This is a genomic window from Synechococcus sp. H55.7, assembly GCF_047462395.1.
Classification (GTDB): Bacteria; Cyanobacteriota; Cyanobacteriia; order Thermostichales; family Thermostichaceae; genus Thermostichus.
Genome location: NZ_JANSJD010000002.1, coordinates 151,347 through 175,964 on the forward strand (window position 1 = coordinate 151,347; position 24,618 = coordinate 175,964).

The window sequence follows — 24,618 nt, forward strand, 5'->3', positions numbered from 1 at the left end:
CCCCTCTCCCTGAGGGAGAGGGGCTGGGGGTGAGGGTGACCTCAGGGAGAGGGGCTGGGGGTGAGGGCAGCGGCGCGGAGCGCTTGGGCTGGCGGCAAAGTGTCTTCATCCGTATTTGGCCGAGCTGAGCAGTGTGACCTGCTGGATCGGCACAGCCGTGCAAGCATTCCTGGACAGTTGCGGGCACCTACGCCGATTGCAGGCGCAGGTGCTGCACCAGAGCTTGTAATCCCAACAGATAGCTTTGCGCCCCAAAACCGCTGATTTGCCCAACCGCTACGGCGGCAATGTAGGAGTGCTGCCGGAAGGACTCGCGGCGGTGGATGTTGCTCAGGTGAACTTCCACGGTGGGCAGTCCCACGGCGGCAATGGCATCTCGGAGGGCAATGCTGGTGTGGGTGTAGGCGCCGGGGTTGATCAAAATACCGGCATGGCGCTGGCGCGCGTGGTGAATGGCATCGATGAGCACCCCTTCATGGTTGGACTGCAGAATTTCCAATCTTGCCCCCAGCCTTTCTGCCTGCTGATGCAGAGCCTGATCGAGCTGCTCCAAGGATACCGAGCCGTAAATGCCCACCTCGCGCACTCCCAGCAGGTTGAGGTTGGGGCCGTGCAACACCAGCAGGCTCAGGGTCTCGCCGCCGGTGGCAATGGCAGTCGGATTAACGACGACGATGGGATCCATTTTCTACCGGAATGGGTGCCGGTTGGGGCTGAGGATGGCCTAGCAGGGTATCGATCACCCGTTCTACCCATTCGCGGAGCTTTTCCAGGACTTTTTCTACCCAATCCATCCGACCTGCCTCTTGCGGTTTTACCAAGGTAGCCTACTCATTGGACTTCTATGATAGCGTTTCTTGCCGAGGGGTGCAGGGTTAGCCTTTTTCCCAACAGGGATCCCTCGCCTCAGCCAGACCAGTTCTTCAGCATCTGGCTGAGGGTTCTGCAGATGATCCGCAGAGTCATGGATCGCAGCAGGATCCCCATCTGCAGGTCTGTTCCTGGCAGCTCAAACCGCTCCACCTGGCCGGCCACCGTCAACGTTAGGGTGGACTCCCGTTGCAAGAACAGGGCACCGTCGGGGTTGAGCTGCCGCTTCAGGGTTTGCAGCTCTTTATCGGAGGGATCCCGCAGCACCACCAAGTCGCTGCCTTCGTAGGCCAAGCCCTCCCGCTCCAGGGTCTCTTCGTCGGCTTCTGCCAACAGCAGATCCAGGTGGGGATGGCGCAGCAGGGTTTTCACCTGGCGAAAGAGGCTGCCGTTCAGGGGCCTAAAGCTGTGGTTCAGCAGCACGCCCTCCCGACAGACGCATCCTACCCATCTGCCGGGACGGTGGGACAGAATGTGCTCCACCAGGGTGTGCGCCTCGGCCAAGGTAAGGCGGTTGAAGGTCAAAATTGGGATGCGGGCCGTCTTGGGGAACAGGTGGTCGAGGATCGCCCCTGGCACATCCACGCCCGTGCCCATCGCCGGCTTTTGGTGCATGAGCACACCCGGTGCGGCATTGATCTCGATAATGCCCAGGGATCCCTCTTTCCAGGAGCGCTCTAGGCTGGTGGCGATGACATCGATGCCCAAGCACACCAGCGAGAACTGCTGGGCAATGGTTTGGGCCAAAACCACGTTGTCGGGATGGACGGTGGCCGTGACATCGCGGCTCACCCCCCCCGCCGAAAGATTGGACACCTTGCGCAGGTAGACCGTCCGCCCTGGTTCCAGCACGCTGTCCGCCGTCAGGCCCTGCTCCGCCAGAAAGCGCTCCATCGCCTCGTCCCACTGGATCGGCCCCAGCGGAGAAGTGGGGGTATCCCAGCGGGCGGGATCCCGGTTGGCCTGCTCGATCAGTTGCCCAATGCTGCTGTGGCCATCGCCGGTTACCGAGGCCGGGCGTCGTTCTGTGGCCGCCACAAAGCGCCCGCCCACACACAACAGGCGAAAATCGCTGCCCTGCAGATGCTTTTCCAGGATCAGCCGGATCGGCTGCTCAGGGGGAATGGCTGCCACCGCTGCACTGTAGGCAAAGGCCAATTCTTCTGGGGTTTGAATGCCTGCTGTCACCCCGATCCCCTTGTGGCCGGCCACCGGCTTGAGCACCACCGGATAGCCGATTTCCTGCGCCAATGGCAAAGCCTCTGCCAAAGAAGTAACCACCTCCCCCTGGGGCACGGGGAACCCTTGCGCCGCCAGAAAGGCCTTGCAATCGTCTTTGCGGGTGGTGAAGTCAGAGTCGAGATGGCTGTCGCAGTGAAAGGTGGTGGCCACCCCTCGCACTTGGTTGCGCCCATAGCCATACTGCATGACCCCTTCATCCCACAGGTAGCAGGCAGGGATCCCGCGTTCGTGCGCAGCCCGCAAGAGGGCATAGACCGTCGGCCCGCCGTACACCGAGTCGCGAAACAGTTGCTGCAGGCGACGCATCTCCCCCTCAACGTCGAAGGGCTCCCCCTGGGCGATGGCCTCCAGCCAATCCCAGGCAAAATAGACCGCAGCACGAGTGGTACGCCCGTGCAAGGTCTGCACCGCAATGCGCACGTACTCTGGAAACGGGTGACAGCTCCACCGCTGCAAGTGCAGATCCATCTGCAGCCGGTTCACCTCCGCCACCAGCCGAGCAAACAAATGGGCATAGGAAGGATAGGATCCCTCCTGCAAGGAGGGAAAATAGGAGCAGACCTTGGACAGGTAGGCCTCAATAGGCAGCGGCTGGGGGCACTGGGTGAGGGCAAAGTCGAAGGTGAAAGCGGCTGTATCCAGGTAGGGGTTGGGGCCGAGATAATGCTTCAGGTTGAAAATGTCGAAAGCATCCGACTCGCGCGCGTTGATGCGGGGCACGCCCGCCGCCTCCTGCAAAACCATAGCCGGCCTCAAGGGAAAAAGAACACCAGCCTCAGCTCCGGGAAAACCTGACCCTCCCGGCTTAGGCCGCTTCCATTATTCCCGATCCAACCCCCCTCCCCGCAGCACAAGGGATCCCGTGCAGCCTTTCGTCATGCCGCTCCCCAACCCCCCTCTCCCAGAGGGAGAGGGGCTGGGGGTGAGGGAAGCGGCTTGGATTGACACTCCCTCCGACTGAAGTCGGGGGATTCTTACGCAGTCCACAAACGGACTCGCAAAGGCGTTGTCAAGACGCCCCTAGACAGTCACTTGAGGCAAAACCTCAAGATTCTGCTTACTTTTCGTTCCTTCTCGTTCCCCAATGCACGGATCGGGTTTTTCACCGTAGTAGGTGCTTGGGAACGATAAGTTGATGAGCATTGGTTAGTAGTAGAGCAACTAAACTTGCCTACGGGCTTCTCGTCCCCGCGCTAAAGTGCGGGGCTACCAAGCTGTCCTGATGTGTCTTCATTGGGTTTGAGATATAGCTTTTTCCGAACTTTATGGGAGCTCTGTAGCCAAGCGGGAGCCTTACCTACGCAAGAGATCGATCCACATGACTGCAGCAGATAACGCCGGAAAAAGCTGCAGGTAACCGCCCGCCAGCCCTTAAATCCCCTCCCCTTTGCTTGTGGCAGCGCAGAGGGGTAGGGAGGTGTCTCAGACTTATTCGGAATTAGCAACGACCAACCTGCCCATCCGACTAATGAAGGGCGCTCAGGAGCACAACATCCGCAACCAACAGCGCCCCGGCAAAGGCCAGCAGGCTGCGCACGATCTGGCGCTCTTGCTTAGAACGATGGGATCCACCGATGCGGAGCCATTTCAGAGAGGGGGAAAGGCGATACAGCATAGGAAAGCCAGCAGAAGCCTAAAGCTATCATGCCCTATTCTGTGAGCCAGGCGGTTCCCCACGCTGGGGGGGAGAAACGGCTGGCCCTGGGGTGCAATTCCCTCTAGAGTGAGGGTTAGTCCTTTGCCCCTGTCTATGACCCCTCCTCTCGCCCAAGCCGAAACGGTTTTGCACAGTTGCTGGGATCACTGGCAATCTCTGGCCAGGCGTCAGGATGTGCAGCCGGAGTTGAGAGCTTTATCAGCTTTGCGCAAGCGCCTCACCGCCCGCCTGTTTGCCATTGCGGTGTTCGGGCTGGTCAACCGCGGCAAGTCAGCCGTTCTGAATGCCCTGATCGGCGAGGCGCGGCTGGAGGTAGGGCCCCTGAATGGGGTCACCCAACGGCCCCAATCTCTGCTGTGGCAACCGGATCCGGAGATCCCTTGGCGGGTGAGGCTGGTGGATACTCCGGGTTTGAACGAAGTAGAAGGCGCAGCCCGCGAACAGTTGGCCTGGGACGTGGCCCGCTCGGCAGATTTGATCTTGTTTGTCATCGCCACCGACCTAACCCAGTTGGAATACCAAGCCCTGTTGGAGCTGCGCACCCTGCACAAGCCCATCCTGCTGGTGTTGAACAAGTGCGATCTCTATTCAGAAGCCGAATTGCAGGCGATTCGCGCCCAGATCAGCCGCCACCTGGGCTGGGTGTCGCCGCAGGAGATCCTGACCGTCGCCGCTTGCCCAAAACCTCTGAAAGTGCGCACCCACTGGCCGGATGGCCGCATCACCCTGGAGTGGGAACGGCCCGCACCCCAAATTGAGACTCTGCGGGGGCGCATTGTGGAGATTTTGCAAACGGAGGCGGGCTCCCTCCTGGCCTTGAACGTCTTGAGGCGGCTGGATTGGGTTCAGGCCCAGATTCTGGAAAAACAATGGCAGCATCACGCCCGCTTTGTAGAGCAATGGGGCAGGGTTGTTGCCCTCGGCAAGGGGATCGCGGTGGGCCTGGCGCCGCTGGGGTGGGATTTGCTGCTGGCCCCGCTGCTGGATGGCCTGTGGCTGTTGGGCTTGGGGGTACGCTTGCATCTGCCCTGGGAAGCCCTATGGAAGGCGCTGGTCTCTTTTCGCGAAGGGCTGGGGCGACCGCTGCTGCTCAATGGGGCGCTGCTGCTGTGCGCCGAAGGGATGAGCTCCTGGCTGTGGGGAGACTGGGGCAACGGCCTTTTGCCGGGTTTGGTGGCGGGGGCAAGTCTATACCGCCTGGGATCCCTGGCGCCGCAGGCGCTCAGCCGGTTTGCGGCCCAAGCCTTCGGTCTAGGGGCAGGTCTTCATGCCCTGCTCGGACGGGAAAAGCCGGCTACGACAGACGGCGCACCGCCTTTGCCCAGTTCTCTCGCCTAGTTCTGCACCATTTCAGCAGCGTGGTAGGAGCTGCGCACCAATGGCCCGGAGCGCACCTGGCGAAACCCCATCTCACGGGCGATCTGGCCCAGCTCGGCAAACTCCTCCGGCGTCCAGTAGCGCTCCACAGGTCGGTGGGCCAAGGAAGGCTGCAAGTATTGCCCCAGGGTGAGCCGGTCGCACCCCACCGCCAGCAGATCCCGGAAGGTTTCCAGCACTTCTGCGCGGGTTTCCCCATGCCCCAGCATCAGGCCGGACTTGGTGGGCAGGCCGGGATCCAGCTCCTTCACCGTTCGCAAAACCCGCAAGGATAGGTCGTAGCCGGAGCTGCGCCGCACCGCCTGCGACAGCCGCCGCACGGTTTCGATGTTGTGGTTGTAGCAGACGGGCTGAGCGGCCACCACACGAGCAATGCAGTCGCGATCGCCGCGAAAGTCGGGGGTGAGCACCTCGATCTGGGTGCCGGGGCAGCGCCGCCGGATCGCCTGCATCACCTCCACGAAGCGACCGGATCCCTGGTCGGGCAGGTCGTCGCGGGCTACCGAGGTGAGCACCACATAGCGGAGACCCAGCAGCTCAACCGCCTCGGCCACCTTTTCCGGCTCTGCGGGATCCAACGGTGCAGGCCGCCCACCGGCCACCTGACAAAACGAACAGGCGCGGGTGCAGATCCCGCCCATGAGCAGAAAGGTGGCGGTCTTTTGGCTGTAGCACTCCGCCCGATTGGGACAGCGCCCCTCTTCGCAGATGGTGTGCAGGCCCCGCTGCTTGACCACCTGCTGCACCGCCGAGATATCGCTGGCCTTGCCGATGGAACGCTTGACCCAACTGGGAAGAGGGCTGACAGACATGAGAAAACCGTTGGCTGGGGCTAAGTACCTGGAGAAAGCGTCCCTCTCCAACCCAAGGAGAGGGAGACAGCGTCTATTTTGACATGGACGCCTTCTCTGGCAACTGCCTCTGCCCAAAGCGGGTCAGGCTACCTGAGGGGCGGTCAGCATCTGGTTGACGATGCGCTGCACAATCTGAAAGCCGGTCACCGCCTGCCAACCCAAGATCGCCAAAATCACCGCGTTAAGCATCAGGTGAACATTGCGGGCCCAAACCTTCTGGCCATCCTTCATCAGCGGCGCCAAAGCCGCCGAGCTGGCCACCAAGGCGACAATGCCCAAGCCGGCCAGCAGGTGAGGCCCGACAAACAGCTTGCCGTTGTTGAGGTAGGTGACCCCCATGCCGCCCAGGGCTCCGAACACCATGAACACCAGAAACAGGGATCCGGCCAGGAAGTGCCGCTGAGCAAACTTCCCTTTGATCAGCTCCTTGCGTTCTTCTGCCGAGGCGGTGCGCACCCGCCGCGCCTGTAGCCCCAGGTAGAGGGCATACAGAGCCAGGGCAAAGGCCAAAATCATCAGCACAGGGTGAAAAAAAGGCAGTGCCAATTCCAACCAGCGGGGAAGTTGAAGGCTGCTCATAGGGATCGCGCAACGAAGAGGAAGCTGCTTCTAAATTAACATAAATTTAAATTAACCGAAAGCCAATTCCCTTGCTGCTGCAACGAGGGCGCGCATGGGCTCCAGCAGTTGGGGCGCCATCTGGGTGAGGTCTTGATACAGGCAAATTTGCTGTTGGCAGCGGGCTAGGTTATGGGCTTTGCGACTTGGGTACCGCTGCGGATCCCAATTCCAGTAGCAGTCCTCGAACCAATCCTGCAGAAAGCGGATCCCCAATTCCAGGGTAATCAGTTGGATCCCTTGGATGATGAGTTCTGGTTGTAGGGTGTGCAGGTTGCCGGTTTGGGCATAGCCCCGCAACCCCGCCAGGATCGCCTTGGGCTGAAAGGTATTGCCTCGTTTACCCCAGGAGCGCAAAGCATCTCCCAGTTCAACGTAGAGGTTGTGATACATAAAGGTGTCCAGATCCACCAGACCCACAAATCGCCCCTGCTCGTCGAACAAAAAGTTGTTGAACTTGAGATCGCCATGGATGATCTGCGTTGGGATCCCTGAGGGCAGCAAAAGGTGCGGCACAGTTTCGATTAAAAATTGCCATTCTGCTCGCACTTCTGGCGCCGGGTCGCGCTGGCGGAGCTGTTGCCAAAGGTGGGCCGTGTCGTGAAAATGCGGGATCTGGAAGCGAAAGCGATATTGCCACTGGGCCAAGAGCCGGTGCAAGCGTCCAACAGCTGCCCCTGCCTCTTCCAGGTAACTCCCATCGGGCGGGGTTGAATGCGAGGATCCCGGCAGACACTCCATAACCCGCCACAGCCCTTCTGCCCAGCTCAAATGCAGGGATCCATCCCGAGCGCGGCGAAATTGGGGCACGGGGAAGCCTTGTTGCCTTAGCCATTGGCCGACGGCTTGACCGTCTTCGGTGGCAGCAGGATCCAAACGGGGATGAAGACGCTGGGCAATGAAGGATCCCTCAGAGGTATTGAGTTTCCAGGTCTGGTGAATGAGGCCCACTCGGATGGCTTCGGGTGGATCCGGATCCCCCAGTTGAAAGTGCTGGACAAGGGGATCCAGCCAAGTCAAGTCAAGCATAGGCCAGGAAAAATTAAAGTTCTATGGAAGTTGGTCGGCGTTGGGGCATTTGCCCTCCTCAATAAGTAGGGTAAGCCGTTCGGGTTGTGCAGCTTTTTTTCGACTAAACCTGCTACAGTCGCAGCCTTTTTGCCGGTCAGAACCCTCTGCCCAATTGACCGCGAACTCAGGTGTCGTTCTAGCAAACCTGTGAAAGAGACCTATTTGCTACCTTAATGAAGGTTGCTGGCCGGACAATCGTCAGCTAGAAACCGCAGGAGCCCCGCCCTGTACCCGTAGGGTCAGGCTCGGGAGGAATGCGGATGACGTATGATTGCAACATGACCCAAGTTTTAACTATCTCCTGCAAGCTCAAGGTATCTGCTTCGCAAGCCGTGAAGCTAGAGGCAACCTTGTCGGCTTTTGCACAAGCACTCAACTGGGTCAACCAAAACACACCAGAGAAGGTGGTCAACGCAGTCAAGCTTCAATCGCTCTGCTACCGCGCAATTCGTACCCGCTTTGGGCTATCCAGCAACCTGGCACAACAGGTATGCAGAAGGTTGGCCGCTGCCCGCAAGGCTGCCCAGCAGAAGAATCGTCCGGTCAAAGCGTTCAAGGGCGGCTTTGTTACCTACGATGCCCGCATCTTTTCTTTCCGCGAGAAGGACTGGACGGTGTCGCTGACCACCGTTGAGGGACGCGAGCGCTTTGAGCTGGATGTTGGCTCCTACCAGCGCGGCATGCTGGCCGGTTCTCATCCCAAAGCGGCCACGCTCATCAAGCGCAAAGACGGTTCCTACTACATCCAGATTTGCGTGGAGCACGACCCACCGGAGCCACAAGACACCACCGAGGCGATTGGGGTGGACTTGGGTAGGAGAGATATTGCCCATACCTCTGAGGGAGAGAACTGGAATGGACAGCAGTTGAACCAGGTCAGAGACCACTACTCCCGGTTGAGAGCGGTTCTCCAACGCAAAGCCAGTAGGGGCACACGCAGCACTCGGCGCAGGTGTCGGCAACTGCTGCAACGGCTGTCTGGTCGGGAGAGACGCTTTCAAACTTGGGTGAACCATCGCATCTCCAAGTCCATTGTTGCTAGGGCACAGGCGACCCACAGCTTTATTGCCTTGGAAGACCTGACCGGGATCCGGGAGCGAGTCAACCAACAGCCGCGCAGCAAGACGGAGCGGCGACGGTCAAACAGTTGGGCGTTCTACCAGTTGCGGCAGTTTGTGCACTACAAGGCAGCCAGAGCAGGGATCCAGGTGGTGGTGGTGCCGCCTGCCTACAGCTCGCAGACCTGCCACCGGTGTTTGTGGCTTGGGCAGCGGGAAGGGAAGCATTTTCGTTGTGTGAACCCGGTCTGTGGTTGGGAAGGGGATGCAGATTTTAACGGTGCCAACGTGATTGCGCTTTTGGGGGTCGCTGTAAACCGGCCTAGAGGTCCGTGGTTGGCTTGCCAACTGCAGGGCTACGGAAAGCCCGCTCCGTACCGCTTAGCGGTCGGAGCCGGGTAGTTTACGTTTGCTCATCACCCTATGGATACCCGCCTAATCAACATTGGCTTTGGCAACATCGTCGCCGCCGGACGTGTGATCGCCATTGTGAGTCCCGAGTCAGCGCCCATCAAACGCATCATCAGTGATGCCCGCGAGCGGGGCCAGTTGGTGGATGCTACCTACGGTCGCCGCACCCGCGCTGTCATCATCACCGATTCCGGGCACGTGATTCTCTCTGCTATCCAGCCCGAAACCGTTGCCAACCGCTTCCTAACGGCCAAGCCCGGTTTGTCAGAGGAAACCGAGTGAAAGCCCATCGCCGCAAGCCATCTGCAAGAACCAAGAGTGAGATATTCTAAAACAAACCCAAACCAGCTCGTCGCTCTCTGCCTATGCCAGCCTCTCCTGCCCCAGTTTCCTCTGAGTGTACGCAGCCGCAGGGATCCCTTCCACCTCCTGCCACTTGCGGTCGCCTGCTGGTGTTGACAGGGCCCAGCGGGGTAGGCAAAGGTACGCTGGTCAGCCAATTGCGCCAGCGCCACCCCGAACTGTATTTTTCGGTCTCGGTCACCACCCGCCCGCCCCGCCCCGGCGAACAGGAAGGCGTCAACTACTACTTTCGCAGTCGCGAGGAATTTCTCAGTTTGATCGAAGCCAATGAGCTGTTGGAATGGGCACAGTATGCCGGCAACTTTTACGGCACTCCCCGCGAGATCGTCTGCCAAAAACTCAGACAGGGTCAGGATGTGCTGCTGGAAATTGAGCTGGCCGGGGCCCGCCAGGTGAGGCAGCAGTATCCAGACGCCATTCGCATCTTTCTCTGTCCCCCTTCTCTGGAAGAGCTAGAACGTCGCATTCGTGAGCGCGGACAAGACTCAGAGGCAAGCATCGAGCGGCGCCTAGAACAGGCCCGCAAGGAATTGGATGCCCAAGACGAATTTGACTACGTGATTGTCAACGACAACCTGGAGCGAGCTCTGCAAGAGCTGGAAGCCCTGCTCTATCCTCCCGCCCCCCCTTCGAGAGAGCAGCAGTCTTAGCTTCTCCAACCCTTCCCTCAAAAGCCGGTGTCTGGGTTGCAGCGCCTCGAAACCGCCTCTAGAGTTAACTGGCGGTTAAGAAAAAAGCCGCTGGGGGGTGTGATTTGGCTTTGCTTGTGAGATGATAGTAAAGCTGTGCTTTTTGCGCAGCCTCTGGTTCTAATCAGTTCTATCTGGCCAATTAGGGGATAGTATGCTGCACACACTATCTGGCCAATTAGGGGATAGGTCTCCAGCTCTGATCGGGATCCACTGTATCCTGGAGCTTTACGACTGCCCGGCCAATCTTCTGGATGATGCCTCTCTCGTGCAACAGGCTTTGCGGGAGGCAGCCAGACGTTCCAACTCCACCTTTTTGGGACAACTGTGCCATCCATTTGAGCCGCAGGGGATTACGGCCCTGGCTCTTCTGGGAGAGTCCCACATCTCCATTCACACCTGGCCCGAGGCGGGCTACGCGGCGGTGGATGTATTCACCTGTGGTCGTCACACCCGGCCAGAAGCGGCCTGCGAATATTTGATCGACGTGTTTCAAGCGCAGCGATATTCCCTGCGCAAGGTGCCCCGCCGTACCACGCAGCCGACACTCCTGGAAGAAGACCCCGACTCGGCTGAGGTGCTTACCTGCGAAGCGACCGGACGAAGGCGCTGAGATGGCCGGTGGCAGCTTTTTCCGACTTCACGGGATCTCGAGATTCAACCACTGAAAATCCCGGCATGGGATCTGGGTATCCCAGAGGTCGGTTCCTATCAACGGTACGGCGAGGTGTGCCGATGGACAGCCCGAGGAGTTTCTTTTGGGTTCAGGAGTACTTGACCCCTTGGGACTACACCGCCCGTGCAGTCACGCGCATCCTGGCCTACCGCAAAACCCCTTTCCAGGAGATGCTCATCGCCGAGACGGGGGCCTACGGCAAGGGTCTAATGCTGGATGGGCATTGGCAATCCACCACGGTGGATGAGTTTCTGTACCACGAGGCTCTGGTTCACCCGGCCCTGGTGCAGGTCGTCCAAGCAGGCGGGATCCCCCGGCGGGTATTGGTGTTGGGAGGGGCCGAAGGGGCGACGCTGCGGGAGGTGCTGCGTTGGCGCTCGGTGGAGCAGGTGGTGATGGTGGACATCGATGGGGAGGTAGTGGCCGCCTGTCGAGAGCACCTGCCGGAAATGCACCAGGGATCCTTTGAAGATCCGCGTGTGCAGGTCGTGATTGCCGATGCTTTCGACTTTCTCCACCGGACAGAGCCGGTTTGGGATGTCATCCTCTCCGACCTATCGGATCCTGTTGAAGCTGGCCCTGCCTACCGCCTCTTTACCCAGGAGTTTTTCCGCCAGATCCGCTCCAAGTTGCAGCCCGCTGGGGCTTTTGTCATCCAAGCTGGGCCGACGGGGCCGGTAGAGTTGTGGCAGCACACTCGCATCGTTCACACCCTGAAAACGGTGTTTGCTGCTGTGCAGCCCTACGCTATCTACGCCCCCACCTACGGCGGGCCGCTGGGGTTTGCCCTGGCAGCCCAGGATCCCATCTCTTCCAGGCCGGAGCCGGAACAGATCGACCAGATTCTGAGCCAGCAGTTGGATCCCGCTCGAGGGACGCTGCGCTTTCTCGATGGCATCACCCTGCTGGGGCTTTACCAAGTCCCGGCTCACCTGCGCCGCGCCATTGCCGCCGAGACCACGGTTTACACCCTGGATAACCCTCCTCAGGTCGAGTAACCTGTCGGCCCCAATCCGCGATTAAAAATGGGATCCCAGGGTATTTGTCTTCGATGCCATAACTTGGTAGATTCGTGAGCAGCCGAATTTTGCTTCCCTGATGAAAGTCCTGGTTATTGGTGGTGACGGATACTGCGGCTGGGCGACAGCCCTGCACCTGTCTAACAGGGGCTATGAGGTGGCCATTCTCGATTCTTATGTCCGCCGCCTCTGGGATCTGCAACTGGGGGTTTCTACCCTGACGCCCATTGCCCAGCTCGAGCAGCGGGTGGATCGTTGGAAGGGCTTGACCGGCAAAGATATTCCCATTTTCGTTTGCGACGTCACCAACTACGAAGCCTTGATCTCCTGCATGCGCCGCTTCCCGCCGGATGCCATCGTCCACTTTGGCGAGCAGCGCTCTGCCCCCTACTCGATGATCAGCCGCGAACATGCGGTGATGACCCAGGTGAACAACGTGGTGGGCACCCTGAACATCCTCTACGCCATCAAGGAGGAATTTCCCGATTGCCACCTGGTGAAGTTGGGCACCATGGGCGAGTATGGCACCCCCAACATCGACATCGAGGAGGGGTACATCACCATCGAGCACAACGGCCGCAAGGATACCCTGCCCTATCCCAAGCAGCCGGGATCCATGTATCACCTCTCCAAAGTGCATGACAGCCACAACATCCACTTCGCCTGCCGCGTCTGGGGCCTGCGGGCCACCGACCTCAATCAAGGAGTGGTGTACGGCGTGTTAACAGAAGAAACCGGCATGGACGAAGTGCTGATCAACCGCCTCGACTACGACGGCGTGTTCGGCACGGCTCTAAACCGCTTTTGCATTCAGGCGGCGGTGGGGCACCCACTGACGGTGTACGGCAAGGGGGGCCAAACCCGTGGCTTCCTGGATATCCGCGACACGGTGCGCTGTGTGGAGCTGGCCATCGCCCATCCCGCCGAGCCGGGTCAGTTCCGGGTGATGAACCAGTTCACGGAGCAATTTAGCGTGGAGCAACTGGCGCTGTTGGTGCAAAAGGCGGGGGCCACCCTGGGTCTGAAGGTGGAGATCAACTACCTGGAGAACCCCCGCGTCGAGCTAGAGGAGCACTACTACAACGCCAAAAATACCAAGCTCCTAGATCTGGGCCTGCAGCCTCACTATCTGTCTGACTCACTTTTGGATTCGCTGCTCAACTTCGCCCTCAAGTACAAAGATCGCGTGGATGTGCGGCAGATCCTGCCCAAGGTGAAGTGGAAGGGCTAGCTCTCTAGGCAAGCTTGGGCCAGGCTCAGCCAGCCGCGGGCCAGATTCTCCAGGTCATAGCCCCCTTCTAGGCCGAAGACGGTCTTGCAGGTCACCTCCTCCAGGCAAAGGCGGGCCATACGGCCAAAATCTTCCGGCTCCAGCAGCATGCTGGCCAAGGGATCCCCTTTGGCACAGTCAAAGCCGGCGCTCACCAGCAGCAAATCCGGCTGGAAGGCCCGCAAGAAGGGCAAAATCTTCTCATCGAGAGCCTTTTTATAGGCCGACCAGTCTGACCCAGCAGGCAGAGGCACATTGCAGAGGTTGCCGTGGATCCCGGTTTCCTGGGCCAAGCCCGTGCCGGGGTAGAGGGGAAACTGATGGATAGAGGCATAGGCCAGTTGGGGGTGGCGCTCCACCACTGCCTGCGTGCCGTTGCCGTGATGGACATCCCAATCGAAAATCGCCACCCGCCTTACCCCTGGCTGCTCCAGGGCCCAGAGGGCAGCAATGGCGGCGTTGCTGAAGAGGCAAAACCCCATCGCCCGTTCTGGCTCCGCGTGATGCCCCGGCGGGCGACACAGCACCAAAGCCGGCTGAGCTGCGGCCAAAGCCGAAGCGGAAGCGGCAAGCCAGGCTCCCACCGCCAAGCGCGCCGCCTCGAAGCTTGCTGCGGAAACGGAAGTATCTGCGTCGATGCGTCCCCCGCCCCTCGCGGCCAACTCGGCCACCCGTTGAATGTGCCAGCGCGGGTGAACCCGCTCCAACTCGGCCAGATCGGCCAAGGGGGGATCCCGCCACTCCAGGCAGTCGGCAAAAGAAGCGCTGCGCAGCGCCTTGACAATGGCCTGCAGGCGAGCTGGGCGCTCGGGATGAAAGGGGCCGGTATCGTGGCGAAGAAAGGTCTCTGAATAGTAGACGGGCAACATACCAGGGCGAGGCAATGTTCTCGCAGTCTAGCCTAAGCCCGTGCTCCTCTACCCGTAAAAAGCTTCCGACATGGATCCCGCATAGGGGTCAACGCCAAAAGAAGCTTGTTGCAGCTTCTGCTTGACCACATCCCGCACCACTGAGCGGAGCAATTCCAGCTCAGAGGGGTTGAGCTGATCGTGGCTGGGACACTCATCGGGAGCCAGCCACATGTAGACAGCAGGAACGCGGTTTAGGATCTGCTGCATCATCGCTTCCCGCTCCTTGGCGTCATGAAACACCTGCTGATGGGGATGCTCGGTACAGAGGTAATTTTCCAGCTCTCCTAGGGCCAGATACTCAACGATATTAACCAACATCTTTTCCATCATGATCAACGTCCCTCCTAAAAATCCCTGTCACTCTTAAAACAGGTATTAAACAAAGCGTGTGTAAGATCTCTTCTGCGGCTAAGCCTTTCCATCTCTATTTACCTCGTTTGTCTTCCCACTTGCCGCTAAAAGCAGCCAACAGGAACCATCAGAAACCGTGAAGATCGCTTCGCTGGCATCCGGCACCAACGAAAAATTATCGAGCTTCCGAGGAGAGCAGGGTACAGTATTTAACAAAGACTATAGAAGCTTAGCCGCAGTGAGAAAGAAGATCTCACTCAACCACTCCTCGCCCACCACGCTAGCATACGACTATGTGAAAAATTATGGGAATATCAAGGAACTTACATATTTTTTGACAATTGGCTAACTTAGCGCGCCAAAGCCGGCTTGGAATACTGCTGAGACAAGTTCTGAGACGCCAGACAGGTGACTGCTGGCCCCAGCTACGGGCTCCGCAAAGCCGTTGCAGCTTAGGGATCTGAACTCAGAAACAATGAGGCTAGCCCGCCAATGGTAAATCAACTCGCTGGGCCTGGATCCAGAAAGATTCTAGGTCATAGTAGTTTCTTTCCTCTTGCAAGAGCACATGGACGATGAGATCCGCATAGTCGATCAGAATCCAGGAGCCTGAGTCTTGGCCTTCGATGCGGCGCGGAGCTTGTTGCCACTTCTCCCAAAGATTTTCCTCAATTGCCCGGGCAATGGCGCGAACCTGTGTAAGCGAATAGCCGCTGATCAAAAGGAAGTAGTCTGCCAGTGTGGAAATCTGGGACACATCCAGCAGAACAATGTCGCCACCTTTTTTTTCTTCCGCCGCGCGAGCTGCGCTCAACGCCATGCGATAGATGGGATCCCCGGCAGGGGCAGGCATAAGCTGTAGCAACTAAAACCCTCCCGAAACGACTGAGTTGCCTTGGAACATAACCTTCTCTAAATCCTTTCTATCTAAAGGATGCAACAGAAAATGATTCCGAGTCATGAGGGTGCGCGGATGAATCACCTGATTCCGATCTAGCAAAAATTTTAGGCTCAAGTCACAGACTCCCACCACGGTTTTAGACAAATCTACAAAAGCCATCTGCCGCAACCGCTCCAATTCTGGGCTGCTGCCCCGATTCGGCTCCAGAGCATCGGCTACAAAAACCACACAACTCAGCGGATCCATGCCGGGCCGCCCCAGGGTGTGGTTGGCAATGGCCGCCAAAATCTCTGCATCCTGTACCTGAAACTGCTCCCGTGCCAGCAGGGATCCCACCTCGGCGTGGAGAATGTGGGGTTCGGCCCGCTCGATCTCGTCCAGCTCCCGTTCCTGAGCCACCCTTTGCAACAGTTGCTCCGGCGGGAAGGACTTGGCCAGGTCGTGCATCAACCCTGCCCAAGCAGCTTTTTGCTCATCCAGCCCATAGTGGGCCGCCAGTTGCCGGGCCATTGCCTCTACCCCCAAGATATGGCGAAGGCGAGGGGGCGGCACCTGACGCTGTAGCCAGGCCAACACCTCCTCCCGCTGCAGTTGAGCGCCGCTCACCCTAGTCATTTTGCAACTTCAGCACCGCCATAAATGCTTCTTGGGGCACATCCACCGTTCCCACTGCCTTCATGCGTTTTTTCCCCTCTTTTTGCTTTTCCAAAAGCTTGCGTTTGCGGGTCACATCTCCTCCGTAGCACTTGGCCAAGACATTTTTGCGCAGGGCCGGTATGGTTTCACGAGCAATCACTTTGGAGCCGATCGCCGCCTGAATGGGCACTTCAAATTGATGGCGGGGGATCAGCTCCCGCAACTTGGCAACCAGGGAACGGCCTACATAAAAAGCTTTGTCCCGATGCACAATAGTGGATAAAGAATCCACCACCTCGCCGTTAATCAAAATGTCCAAGCGCACCAGATCATCCGCACGATAACCCACCATTTGGTAGTCCATGCTGGCGTAGCCACGGGTGCGCGATTTCAATTGATCGAAAAAGTCGGTGACCACTTCTGCCAGCGGTAGCTCATATACAAGCGTAGCTCGACCCTGCGCCAGATATTTCATGTCCTTAAAGGTGCCGCGTTTGGTCTCGCACAGCTCCATCACGGTACCGACAAATTCCTCAGGAAGAATCACCTCTACCCTCACAATCGGCTCCTCAATGCTGGTGCGCTCGTTGGGGGAAGGCAGCTTGCTGGGATTGTCTACCCGAATCACAGAGCCGTTGTTGAGGGTAACTTGGTACACCACCGTCGGAGCTGTAATCACCAAATCGAGGTTGTACTCCCGTTCTAGGCGCTCCTGAACCACCTCCATGTGCAGCAGGCCCAGAAAACCACAGCGGAAGCCAAAGCCCATGGCAGGGGAAACTTCCGGCTCAAAGTAGAGAGCAGCATCGTTGAGCTTGAGTTTTTCCAGAGCTTCTTTGAGTTCGGCGTATTGATCGGAGCTGCTGGGGAAGAGGCCACAAAACACCATCGGCTTGGCTTCTTTGTAGCCGGGCAGAGGTTCAGAGGCCTTGCGATGGACAAGCGTAATGGTATCCCCAACACGGGCGTGTTCCACGCTCTTGATGGCAGCGGCCACGTAGCCCACCTCGCCCGCATGCAGGGCCTCGACCGGCTCTTGATGGGGGCGCATCACCCCCAGCTCGGTAATCTCGTATTCTCGGCCAGAGGCCATGAAGCAAATCTTGTCTCCCGTCTTCACCTCCCCATCCATGATGCGCACATAGACGATCACACCGCGGTAGGAGTCGTAGTAGCTATCGAAAATCAAAGCCCGCAAGGGATCCGCCACCGTATCCCGTGGCGGGGGCACCCGCTGCACAATAGCCTCTAGGATCTCTTGGATGCCGATGCCCATTTTGGCAGAAGCCAAGATCGCTCCGCTGCAATCGAGGCCGATTACCTGCTCGATCTCAGCGATCACCCGCTCCGGCTCCGCCCCCGGCAGGTCAATTTTGTTGATCACCGGGATGATCTCTAGGTTGTTCTCTAGGGCCAGATAGACGTTGGCCAGGGTCTGCGCTTCCACACCTTGAGAGGCATCCACCACCAGCAGCGCCCCTTCGCAGGCTGCCAGGGAGCGGGAGACTTCGTAGGTAAAGTCCACATGCCCCGGCGTGTCGATGAGGTTGAGCACATAGTTCTGGCCGTCTTGGGCGCGGTAGTTCATGCGGGCCGCCTGCAGCTTGATGGTGATGCCCCGTTCCCGCTCCAGTTCCATGTTGTCCAACAGTTGCGGCTTCATCTCGCGAGCTGAAACGGTGCCGGTTTCTTGCAAGAGCCGGTCGGCCAGGGTGGATTTGCCGTGGTCGATGTGGGCGATGATGGAAAAGTTGCGAATGCGGGAGACGGGAACGTCGGTCATAAGAACCTGTCAGGGCAAAGATTTTTTACAATGCTAGCCTCTTTGGCCCTCTGCCCAGGCCAAGGTTGTCCAGAAGTTAACCGGCAAGGAGGAAGATAGAGTCGTTTCAAACAAGACGAAGACACTTTGCCGCCGACCCGCCCTCACCCCCGGCCCCTCTCCCGGCCCTCACCCGCGGCCCCTCTCCCAGAGGGAGAGGGGAGTTAGAGCGACAGCATTGCGTAGTAATAACGAGGTGGAGAAGTGTTTCATTGCTATTTGATAATGACTATAACAACCCTTCTGACGGTTGCCAGAGCAACTTAAAGTGGCTGGGACAGCTTTTCCCGGCAACGCCGACTATGGTCGGCGTAACGGATGGGTCGCTCGCGTGGCAGCAATCTTACTCAGCAGACTTCCCCTCAAGGCGGAGAAACCAGAAGGAACTCAGATGAGTTGTGGCAACTCCGCCAGGGAGCTGTGGGGCCGGCTCAACAGCAGAGGGATCGGCCCAAAATCTCGGCCTTACTTGTCTAGCTTCTCGATGTAGGGGCGAATGTCGTTGAGGTCGATGTAGCGGTCGGTGGCGTTGCGCAGCTCGCGAGCGATCATCCCTTCGGTGGAGACGACCGTAATCAGAGTGTTTTTGGAGCGCAACAGCTCGACGGCCCGCTCAAAATCGCCATCGCCGCTAAACAAAACGATCCTGTCGTATTGCCCAACGGTGTTGAACATATCGATAACGATCTCGATATCCAGGTTGGCCTTCTGGGAGTAGCGGCCGGAGTCTTCGTCTCGATATTCTTTGAGGATCTTGGTGCGTACGGTGAAGCCCAAGCTGATCAGAGCATCTCGAAAAGCCCTTTGATCGTTGGGATCCTTGATGCCGGTGTACCAAAATGCGTTGACTAGCTCGACATTGGGCTGTGACCTAACAAAATAATCCAAGACTCGGCGCGGGTCGAAAAACCAGCCATTTTTTTGTTGGGCATAAAACATATTGTTCCCATCGATAAAGATGGAAACCCGCGTGACGGGATGGCGAAACATAAAGATTTTTCCGGGAATATAGGGTGGACTGGTCAGGAAAAGAGGGTGAAAACGAGAGTGTCGATTATCCTAAGGTAAGGGGTGGCTATGGCAGGCCAGCGCCTGCTGATACCAATCTCTCATCATAGCGAAAACAGGGATCTTTTTCCCTAGCTATTAGCCCAGGCGCCTTTGGAGATCAGGGTGGGTTCCGTCTGCCCTAGGGCATAGCTGGAGCCGGGTCGATCCGCTTGGCTGACATATAGCTCCGCCAATTGTCGGGCCAGGTTGCGGATGCGCCCAATGTAGAGGGTGCGCTCGGCTACGGCAATGACGCCGCGGGCATCGAGCAGGTTAAAGGTGTGGGAGCACTTGAGCACATAGTCGTAGGCGGGCAGGAGCAGAGACACAGCCAACCGATCCGGCAACAGTTGTTTCTGCAGCTTCTGGTGTGTGGTTTCGATCAAGCGCTTAGCCTCGGCTTCGTAGAGGCGGAACAATTCCAGCAGCATTTCAGGGTCGGAATACTCGAAGTTGTAGTAGGACTGCTCCACCTCGTTTTGGAAATAGATTTGTCCATAGGTAATCCGGCCCAGGGAAGGGTGCTCATTCCAGCAGAGATCGAAAACCGAATCTACCCCCTGCAGGTACATGGCCAGGCGCTCTAGCCCATAGGTAATTTCTACAGAAACCGGGCGACAATCCTGCCCGCCCACCTGTTGAAAGTAGGTGAACTGGGTAACTTCCATGCCGTCCAGCCACACTTCCCAGCCCACACCCCAAGCCCCCAAGGTGGGAGATTCCCAATCATCTTCCACAAAGCGAATGTCGTGCTCTGCCGGGTTGATGCCCAGAGCTTGTAGGCTATCTAGGTACACGTCTTGGATGTTGTCGGGGGAGGGTTTGATCAGCACTTGGTATTGAAAATAATGCTGCAGGCGGTTGGGGTTTTGGCCGTAGCGCCCATCGGTGGGGCGGCGACAAGGTTCGACATAGGCCACCCGCCAGGGATCTGGCCCCAGGGCGCGCAAAAACGTGTGGGGGCTCATGGTGCCGGCGCCTTTTTCCAGGTCGTAGGGTTGCAGGATGAGGCAGCCTTGTTCCCCCCAAAACTGCTGCAGGCGAAAGATCAAGTCCTGAAAGGTGTGGGCTGACATGACAAGGGCTGGGCAAAGCTACCCTATCCTACCAATCTCCCCCGCTCAGTCGATCAGCTCTTCTTCTCGATCGGCTGAATCTGAGTAGTCCCACTCGATGGGGGGCATTTGGTCGAAGGCTTGTTTGAGGGCGCTCTCCCAGAGCTTGCGCATCTTGGCCAGGTAGGGATCCCCGGTGCGCAGGCGCAGGCGGTGGGTAACTTTGAACTGATTGGCCGGCACCATCACCAGGTCGATGGGGGGGCCGACGGAGATGTTGGACTTCATGGTGGAGTCGATGGAGAGGAGAGCGCATTTGGCCGCATCCTGCAGCGAGGTTTCGTAGGAGAGGGTGCGATCCAGGATGGGCTTGCCGTATTTGGTTTCCCCCACTTGCAAAAAAGGCGTTTCTGGGGTGGCTTGAATGCAATTGCCCTGGCTGTAGATCAAAAAAAGGGCCGGCTCCTCGCCGCGGATTTGTCCTCCCAGCAACAGGCTGCACTGGGCGTCGATGCCGTCTTTTTCCAACCAGGGTCGGTCTTGCTCTTGGATGTAACGAATTTTGGATCCCAGGTAGCGGGCCACGTCGTAGAGATGGGGAAACGTGTGAAGATTCGCACTTTCCTGCTGTCGCAGATCCCGCTGCACTTCCGTTAAAACGCTCTGGGTAATAGACAGGTTGCCAGAGGTGCAAATTAAGATTACCCGTTCTTCGGGCAAGGAAAAATCGAACAGCTTCTGATAGGTGGAGACATAGTCCACCCCGGCGTTGGTGCGGGAATCTGCTGCCATCACCAAGCCAAAACGGGTGAGGATGCCAAGGCAGTAGGTCATGGGAACGATTGGCTCGGCCTTCTGATTGTAGAGGGTTGTAGAGGGTCAGGAGAGAGCGAATCCAATTTTGTGGCGGATTTCCTCCCGCAGGCGGGCGGTGATCGAGGCTTCGTCCAAATCGGCCAAAATCTGGGCTATGGCGGCTTTGGGCCCCTCCGGCCCCCAACTGGCTCCCTGGGCCAGGTAGCGACGGGCCGCCTCCCCGATGGCGTAGCAGGAAAACCCGGCCAACACCGCCTGGGTCAGGGCCACCGAACCGTAGGCCCCCAGAGAGAGTCCCCCAGCAAAGGGCAGGGATCCCCCCAGCAAGGTTTTCAGGGATCCCAGGCCCAACAGCGCCACCCATTCTCCTGCCCCCAGGCTGAGCATGCTGAGGACGATCTTCTGCAGCAGTTGGGCGGCTCCCGCGCTGCTCATGGGCCAGCCATACAGGCGGGACAGGCGCAGGATCAGGGTGACATCCAGAGCCAGCCCTCCCAGAGTATCCAGCAGGGTAATGGGGTTGAGGGCAACCGCCAGCGCTTTGGTGCGGGCAGCGGCGGCGATGAGATCTTGGGCCTGCTGGGCGCGGCTTTGCAGCTTGCGCTCGATCACCTGTTGGTTGACGCGATCGGCAAACAGGAGGGCATTCAAGGCCAGCAGTGAGCGCCCCTCCCGATGCAGGACTTCCAGGATTTTCAGGCGCAGCTCGTCCACCTGCGGGGATCCCACTTCCAGTTGGGCGCCGAAGCTCCCGTCCGGCCTTTGCACTAGGCGAGGCACGCGCGGGGAGGCCGCCACCATGACAATTTCGTTGGGGGAAAGGAGCTGCCGTACCCGTTCGTTGCGGATCTTGTCGTAAATGGCCTGGCGATCCACCTCTGGGTACTGGTCGATCTTGTTGAAGACCAGCAGCATGGGCTTGCCCGCCTCCCGCAGGGCCGCCAGGGCCTCAAACTCCACCCGTGTCAGATCCCCACAGACGACAAACAGGATCAGATCCGACCGCTGCGCCACCTCTTGGGCCAGCCGCGCCCGCTCCTCGCCGTCCACCTCATCGAGGCCAGGGGTGTCGATCAGCTCCAGACGGGATCCCTGCCAGTGGGTAACCTGTACCGATTGAATGGCTGGCGGGGGAAGTTGGGATCCCCGGGCCGGGGCGGCTGGGGCCTTGGGGCGGGTTTCCCAACTGATGTTCCAAACGGCAGCTCGATGGGTACGGGTGACGCCGTGGGTTGGCCCCGTCTCGAACACCGGCTCGCCCAACAGGGCATTGAGCAGGGAGGACTTGCCCCGCCCCACCAGGCCAAAGGCGGCGATGTGGATCACCTCAGTCTCCAGCTTGTCCAGCAGCGTTTGCAGATCCTCTAACTCCCCTTCTAGGCCCGCGATCTCTTGGGGGTGCAGATCCAGTTGGGCCACCCACTGGCGCAGGCTGCGCTTGGCTTGCTGGTAGTTGAGGTCATCTTCTAGGGTGTTGCGGCGAGCCATGGCCGTAGCGCTCAATAGCAGTGGAGAATAGCCCAGCAGGGGCGGGTGTCAACCCTCAACGACAACGATCAACGACAGGCAGAAAAGCTAATCTCAAAGAAAGGCAGTTGGCCTTGCCGAGATCTGCAACTTCAAAAATAACGTTAAAACTAACGTTGAGAACCGAGAGTTCGCGACAGGAGGTTTTTCATGCCCAGGGCCATCTGGAACGGGGTGGTGGTGGCGGAGACCGACCGCTACGAAACCGTGGAAGGCAACATCTATTTTCCGCCGGAATCTTTGCGGCGGGAATACTTTCAGCCCAGCCCCACCCACACCACCTGCCCTTGGAAGGGGCAAGCCAGCTACTACACCCTCGTGGTCAACGGCCAGGAGAACAAAGACGCCGCCTGGTACTACCCCGATCCCAAGCCGGCTGCAGCCAACATCCGCGGCTACGTGGCCTTCTGGAAGGGCGTCAAGGTAGAACCCTAGCCGTTTGCCGGCTGGGTATGATGGAAAGAATCGGAGAGGCAAGGCAATGCTGACCAAGGGCCGGATCCCGTTCAGGCTGACCTGCTGGGCAAAAAAATTGTGTTGGGCCGGATTGAGCCTGGTGCTGTTGGGCTGCAGCCCGGCAGGCTTGCGCACGCCGCGCCCCACCCTGGCCGGCAGCGGCCTCAACAGTATCTTCCCCGATGGGGAGCCTGCTTTCAGTGGCGATGGTCGCTACCTGGTGTTTTCCTCTGCCCGCAGCGGCAGCCAGGATATTTTTCTCTACGACACGGTGGAACAGCGGCTGGTGGACTTGCCTGGCCTCAATTCCAGCGATGTGGCCGCCACCTCGCCCGACATCAGCGCCGACGGTCGCTACATCGTCTATATGTCCAATGCGCTGGGCAAGTCGGAGATCTTTCTCTACGACCGGCAAACCCGCCGCGTCGAAAACATCAGCAGCCGGGTGCCGGGGGATGTGCGCAACCCCACCATCAGCGGCGATGGCCGCTTTATCGCCTTTGAAAGCAACGGTCGCGGCCAGTGGCACATCGAGATCTTTGACCGCGGCCCGGCGGCGGCCACACGGCCCTCTGCCCCCAGCTCCTCCACTGCCGGCAACAATCCCAACAATCCCTAAAGAGATCCCGCTGTTTGGATGACGCCCTAGCCACCCTGGATCTGCCCCATGCCCACTGCCTTTGCCCAACGACTGGAGCTGCTGCACTCTAATGTCTTCGACCAGCTAGACCAGGCCAAGTGGGAGGCGCGCCGGTCGGGCTTGGATGTCATCGACCTTTCTTTGGGCTCCTCAGATCTGCCCCCGCCTCCGGAAGCGCTGGCAGCCATTCAATCCGCTTTGGCGGATCCCGCCACCTACGGCTACACTCTGTTTCACGACACCGCCGATTTCCGCGCCGCCTGCGCCAAGTGGTACCTGAGGAAGTTCGGCCTGGGGATCGACCCAGAAACCGAGGTGCTGCCGCTGATCGGATCCCAGCAGGGAACGGCCCTTCTACCGCTGGCCTTGCTCAATCCCGGGGATATTGCTTTGGTCACCGACCCCGGCTACCCCTCCCACGTGGGCGGGATCCATCTGGCGGGAGGGATCCCTTACTATTTGCCCCTGCGGGCGAAAAACCGCTTCCTGCCCCAGTGGGACGAGATCCCGGTGGAGGTCTGTCGTCGGGCGCGGCTGTTGGTGCTGAGCTATCCCCACAACCCCACCACCGCCACCGTCACCCCAGAGTTTTGGCAGGAAGCGCTGCAATTTTGTCGGCAGCACGATATCTTCCTGGCCCATGACTTTCCCTATGTGGACTGGCGTTTCGACGGCCAGGTGGCTCCCTCGGCGCTGCTGGCGGATCCAGACAAGACCCGCACCATCGAGTTCTTTTCCCTCTCTAAGTCCTATCACATGGGGGGGTTCCGGGTGGCCTATGCCATCGGCAGCCGCGAGCTGATCCGAGCTTTGCGCCTGGTGAAGTCCACCATCGACTTCCACCCCTACCAGGGCATTCTGCGGGGGGCAGCGGCGGCCTTGGCGGCTCCCGATAGCTTCTTGGATCACTGGCGGCAGGTGTACCGCCAGCGGCGGGATATCGCGGTGGCAGCCTTGCACCGCATCGGCTGGCCCGTGCCCCTGCCGGAGGCCACCATGTACCTGTGGGCGCCTTTGCCGGAGTCCTACCGTGGTTCCTCAGCCCAGTTTTGTCTGGACTTGGTGAGGGCTACCGGCGTTGCCCTGTCGCCGGGCTCTGGCTTTGGCCCCAGTGGCGAAGGCTATGTCCGCTTTGCCCTGGTGGCGGAGGGATCCCGGCTGGAGGAAGCAATAGGTCGGATTGGGGAGTTTTTGTCCCAGTGCATGTCTTAAGCTTGAAATGCCCTCACCCCTAACCCCTCTCCCTCTGGGAGAGGGAAGTTAGAGCAGCGCGTTCGC

26 protein-coding genes are annotated in these 24,618 nt (G+C 59.0%); 10 read left to right on the top strand and 16 right to left on the bottom strand.

The genetic code is table 11. The annotated features are described in order from the left end of the window. Positions 1–187 precede the first annotated feature (187 nt). From aroQ to NW851_RS01615, 4 genes are all read right to left on the bottom strand, one after another. On the bottom strand, positions 188–685 hold the full coding sequence (gene aroQ, locus NW851_RS01600) for a type II 3-dehydroquinate dehydratase (RefSeq protein ID WP_414335700.1): 498 nt from the start codon (positions 683–685) through the stop codon (positions 188–190). Beyond that, positions 663–794 carry a hypothetical protein gene (locus NW851_RS01605; RefSeq protein ID WP_414335702.1) on the bottom strand — a complete coding sequence of 44 codons (132 nt, stop codon included), beginning with the start codon at positions 792–794 and terminating at the stop codon, positions 663–665. Before NW851_RS01605 ends, aroQ begins: the two co-directional genes overlap by 23 nt. A 112-nt stretch (positions 795–906) precedes the next feature. Then, on the bottom strand, positions 907–2,856 hold the full coding sequence (locus tag NW851_RS01610; protein WP_414335703.1) for an acetate--CoA ligase family protein: 1,950 nt from the start codon (positions 2,854–2,856) through the stop codon (positions 907–909). A 721-nt stretch (positions 2,857–3,577) separates the two neighbouring features. Next, a complete protein-coding gene (locus NW851_RS01615) occupies positions 3,578–3,727 on the bottom strand; it encodes a hypothetical protein (protein ID WP_414335704.1) in 150 nt (49 codons plus the stop codon). Between the two features lie 135 nt (positions 3,728–3,862). On the opposite strand from NW851_RS01615, the gene NW851_RS01620 reads away from it, so the two are divergent. After that, positions 3,863–5,107 (top strand): Era-like GTP-binding protein, encoded by a 1,245-nt coding sequence (locus tag NW851_RS01620; protein ID WP_414336740.1) that lies wholly within the window; start codon positions 3,863–3,865, stop codon positions 5,105–5,107. On the opposite strand, the gene lipA is transcribed toward NW851_RS01620, so the two are convergent. The 3 genes from lipA to NW851_RS01635 all read right to left on the bottom strand — a co-directional run bounded on the left by lipA (position 5,104) and on the right by NW851_RS01635 (position 7,647). Beyond that, positions 5,104–5,958 carry a lipoyl synthase gene (gene lipA / locus NW851_RS01625; protein WP_414336742.1) on the bottom strand — a complete coding sequence of 285 codons (855 nt, stop codon included), beginning with the start codon at positions 5,956–5,958 and terminating at the stop codon, positions 5,104–5,106. The genes NW851_RS01620 and lipA overlap by 4 nt on opposite strands. 123 nt (positions 5,959–6,081) lie before the next feature. Continuing rightward, positions 6,082–6,579 (bottom strand): DUF4079 domain-containing protein, encoded by a 498-nt coding sequence (locus NW851_RS01630; protein ID WP_414335709.1) that lies wholly within the window; start codon positions 6,577–6,579, stop codon positions 6,082–6,084. 51 nt (positions 6,580–6,630) lie between these two features. After that, the gene (locus NW851_RS01635) at positions 6,631–7,647 is read right to left on the bottom strand and encodes a phosphotransferase enzyme family protein (protein WP_414335710.1); all 1,017 of its coding nucleotides are present in this window, start codon (positions 7,645–7,647) and stop codon (positions 6,631–6,633) included. Between the two features lie 320 nt (positions 7,648–7,967). Between NW851_RS01635 and NW851_RS01640 the strand changes: the two genes are divergently transcribed. The 6 genes from NW851_RS01640 (at position 7,968) to NW851_RS01665 (ending at position 13,136) form a co-directional block, all read left to right on the top strand. Further along, positions 7,968–9,149 (top strand): RNA-guided endonuclease InsQ/TnpB family protein, encoded by a 1,182-nt coding sequence (locus NW851_RS01640; protein ID WP_414336744.1) that lies wholly within the window; start codon positions 7,968–7,970, stop codon positions 9,147–9,149. A 21-nt stretch (positions 9,150–9,170) separates the two neighbouring features. After that, positions 9,171–9,440 (top strand): extracellular matrix/biofilm regulator RemA, encoded by a 270-nt coding sequence (gene remA / locus NW851_RS01645; protein ID WP_414335047.1) that lies wholly within the window; start codon positions 9,171–9,173, stop codon positions 9,438–9,440. Positions 9,441–9,523: 83 nt separating this feature from the next. Then, entirely contained in the window at positions 9,524–10,171 is a 648-nt protein-coding gene (gene gmk, locus NW851_RS01650; RefSeq protein ID WP_414335046.1) for a guanylate kinase, read from the top strand. Positions 10,172–10,364: 193 nt separating this feature from the next. After that, positions 10,365–10,823: an adenosylmethionine decarboxylase gene (gene speD / locus NW851_RS01655; protein WP_414336746.1), complete on the top strand. Its 459-nt coding sequence runs from the start codon at positions 10,365–10,367 to the stop codon at positions 10,821–10,823. A 122-nt stretch (positions 10,824–10,945) separates the two neighbouring features. Next, positions 10,946–11,884 carry a spermidine synthase gene (locus NW851_RS01660; protein ID WP_414336748.1) on the top strand — a complete coding sequence of 313 codons (939 nt, stop codon included), beginning with the start codon at positions 10,946–10,948 and terminating at the stop codon, positions 11,882–11,884. Between the two features lie 100 nt (positions 11,885–11,984). Next, entirely contained in the window at positions 11,985–13,136 is a 1,152-nt protein-coding gene (locus tag NW851_RS01665; protein ID WP_414335043.1) for an NAD-dependent epimerase/dehydratase family protein, read from the top strand. Here NW851_RS01665 and NW851_RS01670 read toward each other — a convergent pair. The 9 genes from NW851_RS01670 to NW851_RS01710 all read right to left on the bottom strand — a co-directional run bounded on the left by NW851_RS01670 (position 13,133) and on the right by NW851_RS01710 (position 22,205). Further along, on the bottom strand, positions 13,133–14,044 hold the full coding sequence (locus NW851_RS01670; protein WP_414336750.1) for a histone deacetylase: 912 nt from the start codon (positions 14,042–14,044) through the stop codon (positions 13,133–13,135). The genes NW851_RS01665 and NW851_RS01670 overlap by 4 nt on opposite strands. Before the next feature lie 48 nt (positions 14,045–14,092). Continuing rightward, positions 14,093–14,416, bottom strand: coding sequence for a hypothetical protein (locus tag NW851_RS01675; RefSeq protein WP_414335041.1), 324 nt, complete (start codon positions 14,414–14,416; stop codon positions 14,093–14,095). 502 nt (positions 14,417–14,918) lie between these two features. Further along, on the bottom strand, positions 14,919–15,290 hold the full coding sequence (gene rsfS / locus NW851_RS01680; protein WP_414335040.1) for a ribosome silencing factor: 372 nt from the start codon (positions 15,288–15,290) through the stop codon (positions 14,919–14,921). Positions 15,291–15,302: 12 nt separating this feature from the next. Then, positions 15,303–15,953 (bottom strand): bis(5'-nucleosyl)-tetraphosphatase (symmetrical) YqeK, encoded by a 651-nt coding sequence (yqeK, locus tag NW851_RS01685; RefSeq protein WP_414335039.1) that lies wholly within the window; start codon positions 15,951–15,953, stop codon positions 15,303–15,305. Continuing rightward, positions 15,946–17,757 carry a translation elongation factor 4 gene (lepA, locus tag NW851_RS01690; RefSeq protein ID WP_414336753.1) on the bottom strand — a complete coding sequence of 604 codons (1,812 nt, stop codon included), beginning with the start codon at positions 17,755–17,757 and terminating at the stop codon, positions 15,946–15,948. Before lepA ends, yqeK begins: the two co-directional genes overlap by 8 nt. A gap of 504 nt (positions 17,758–18,261) precedes the next feature. After that, positions 18,262–18,786 carry an NYN domain-containing protein gene (locus NW851_RS01695; protein WP_414335037.1) on the bottom strand — a complete coding sequence of 175 codons (525 nt, stop codon included), beginning with the start codon at positions 18,784–18,786 and terminating at the stop codon, positions 18,262–18,264. Between the two features lie 149 nt (positions 18,787–18,935). Further along, complete coding sequence (gene glyQ / locus NW851_RS01700; protein ID WP_414335036.1) at positions 18,936–19,922, bottom strand: glycine--tRNA ligase subunit alpha; 987 nt, start codon at positions 19,920–19,922, stop codon at positions 18,936–18,938. Between the two features lie 45 nt (positions 19,923–19,967). Beyond that, positions 19,968–20,735 (bottom strand): peptidase, encoded by a 768-nt coding sequence (locus NW851_RS01705; protein ID WP_414335035.1) that lies wholly within the window; start codon positions 20,733–20,735, stop codon positions 19,968–19,970. Positions 20,736–20,780: 45 nt separating this feature from the next. After that, positions 20,781–22,205, bottom strand: coding sequence for a DUF697 domain-containing protein (locus NW851_RS01710; protein WP_414336755.1), 1,425 nt, complete (start codon positions 22,203–22,205; stop codon positions 20,781–20,783). A 189-nt stretch (positions 22,206–22,394) separates the two neighbouring features. Here NW851_RS01710 and NW851_RS01715 point away from each other — a divergent pair, with 189 nt between their 5' ends. From NW851_RS01715 to NW851_RS01725, 3 genes are read left to right on the top strand one after another with little or no spacing between them, the layout of a single operon-like run. Next, the gene (locus NW851_RS01715; RefSeq protein ID WP_414335033.1) at positions 22,395–22,679 is read left to right on the top strand and encodes a DUF427 domain-containing protein; all 285 of its coding nucleotides are present in this window, start codon (positions 22,395–22,397) and stop codon (positions 22,677–22,679) included. A gap of 46 nt (positions 22,680–22,725) precedes the next feature. Next, positions 22,726–23,319 (top strand): TolB family protein, encoded by a 594-nt coding sequence (locus NW851_RS01720; RefSeq protein ID WP_414335032.1) that lies wholly within the window; start codon positions 22,726–22,728, stop codon positions 23,317–23,319. A 48-nt stretch (positions 23,320–23,367) separates the two neighbouring features. After that, on the top strand, positions 23,368–24,552 hold the full coding sequence (locus NW851_RS01725) for an LL-diaminopimelate aminotransferase (protein ID WP_414336757.1): 1,185 nt from the start codon (positions 23,368–23,370) through the stop codon (positions 24,550–24,552). Positions 24,553–24,618 lie beyond the last annotated feature (66 nt).

Coding starts and splice junctions, on each gene's coding strand:
- aroQ (WP_414335700.1), bottom strand. CDS start 685: ATGGATCCCATCGTCGTCGTTAATCCGACTGCCATTGCCACCGGCGGC.
- NW851_RS01605 (WP_414335702.1), bottom strand. CDS start 794: ATGGATTGGGTAGAAAAAGTCCTGGAAAAGCTCCGCGAATGGGTAGAA.
- NW851_RS01610 (WP_414335703.1), bottom strand. CDS start 2,856: ATGGTTTTGCAGGAGGCGGCGGGCGTGCCCCGCATCAACGCGCGCGAG.
- NW851_RS01615 (WP_414335704.1), bottom strand. CDS start 3,727: ATGCTGTATCGCCTTTCCCCCTCTCTGAAATGGCTCCGCATCGGTGGA.
- NW851_RS01620 (WP_414336740.1), top strand. CDS start 3,863: ATGACCCCTCCTCTCGCCCAAGCCGAAACGGTTTTGCACAGTTGCTGG.
- lipA (WP_414336742.1), bottom strand. CDS start 5,958: ATGTCTGTCAGCCCTCTTCCCAGTTGGGTCAAGCGTTCCATCGGCAAG.
- NW851_RS01630 (WP_414335709.1), bottom strand. CDS start 6,579: ATGAGCAGCCTTCAACTTCCCCGCTGGTTGGAATTGGCACTGCCTTTT.
- NW851_RS01635 (WP_414335710.1), bottom strand. CDS start 7,647: ATGCTTGACTTGACTTGGCTGGATCCCCTTGTCCAGCACTTTCAACTG.
- NW851_RS01640 (WP_414336744.1), top strand. CDS start 7,968: ATGACCCAAGTTTTAACTATCTCCTGCAAGCTCAAGGTATCTGCTTCG.
- remA (WP_414335047.1), top strand. CDS start 9,171: ATGGATACCCGCCTAATCAACATTGGCTTTGGCAACATCGTCGCCGCC.
- gmk (WP_414335046.1), top strand. CDS start 9,524: ATGCCAGCCTCTCCTGCCCCAGTTTCCTCTGAGTGTACGCAGCCGCAG.
- speD (WP_414336746.1), top strand. CDS start 10,365: ATGCTGCACACACTATCTGGCCAATTAGGGGATAGGTCTCCAGCTCTG.
- NW851_RS01660 (WP_414336748.1), top strand. CDS start 10,946: ATGGACAGCCCGAGGAGTTTCTTTTGGGTTCAGGAGTACTTGACCCCT.
- NW851_RS01665 (WP_414335043.1), top strand. CDS start 11,985: ATGAAAGTCCTGGTTATTGGTGGTGACGGATACTGCGGCTGGGCGACA.
- NW851_RS01670 (WP_414336750.1), bottom strand. CDS start 14,044: ATGTTGCCCGTCTACTATTCAGAGACCTTTCTTCGCCACGATACCGGC.
- NW851_RS01675 (WP_414335041.1), bottom strand. CDS start 14,416: ATGATGGAAAAGATGTTGGTTAATATCGTTGAGTATCTGGCCCTAGGA.
- rsfS (WP_414335040.1), bottom strand. CDS start 15,290: ATGCCTGCCCCTGCCGGGGATCCCATCTATCGCATGGCGTTGAGCGCA.
- yqeK (WP_414335039.1), bottom strand. CDS start 15,953: ATGACTAGGGTGAGCGGCGCTCAACTGCAGCGGGAGGAGGTGTTGGCC.
- lepA (WP_414336753.1), bottom strand. CDS start 17,757: ATGACCGACGTTCCCGTCTCCCGCATTCGCAACTTTTCCATCATCGCC.
- NW851_RS01695 (WP_414335037.1), bottom strand. CDS start 18,786: ATGTTTCGCCATCCCGTCACGCGGGTTTCCATCTTTATCGATGGGAAC.
- glyQ (WP_414335036.1), bottom strand. CDS start 19,922: ATGTCAGCCCACACCTTTCAGGACTTGATCTTTCGCCTGCAGCAGTTT.
- NW851_RS01705 (WP_414335035.1), bottom strand. CDS start 20,735: ATGACCTACTGCCTTGGCATCCTCACCCGTTTTGGCTTGGTGATGGCA.
- NW851_RS01710 (WP_414336755.1), bottom strand. CDS start 22,205: ATGGCTCGCCGCAACACCCTAGAAGATGACCTCAACTACCAGCAAGCC.
- NW851_RS01715 (WP_414335033.1), top strand. CDS start 22,395: ATGCCCAGGGCCATCTGGAACGGGGTGGTGGTGGCGGAGACCGACCGC.
- NW851_RS01720 (WP_414335032.1), top strand. CDS start 22,726: ATGCTGACCAAGGGCCGGATCCCGTTCAGGCTGACCTGCTGGGCAAAA.
- NW851_RS01725 (WP_414336757.1), top strand. CDS start 23,368: ATGCCCACTGCCTTTGCCCAACGACTGGAGCTGCTGCACTCTAATGTC.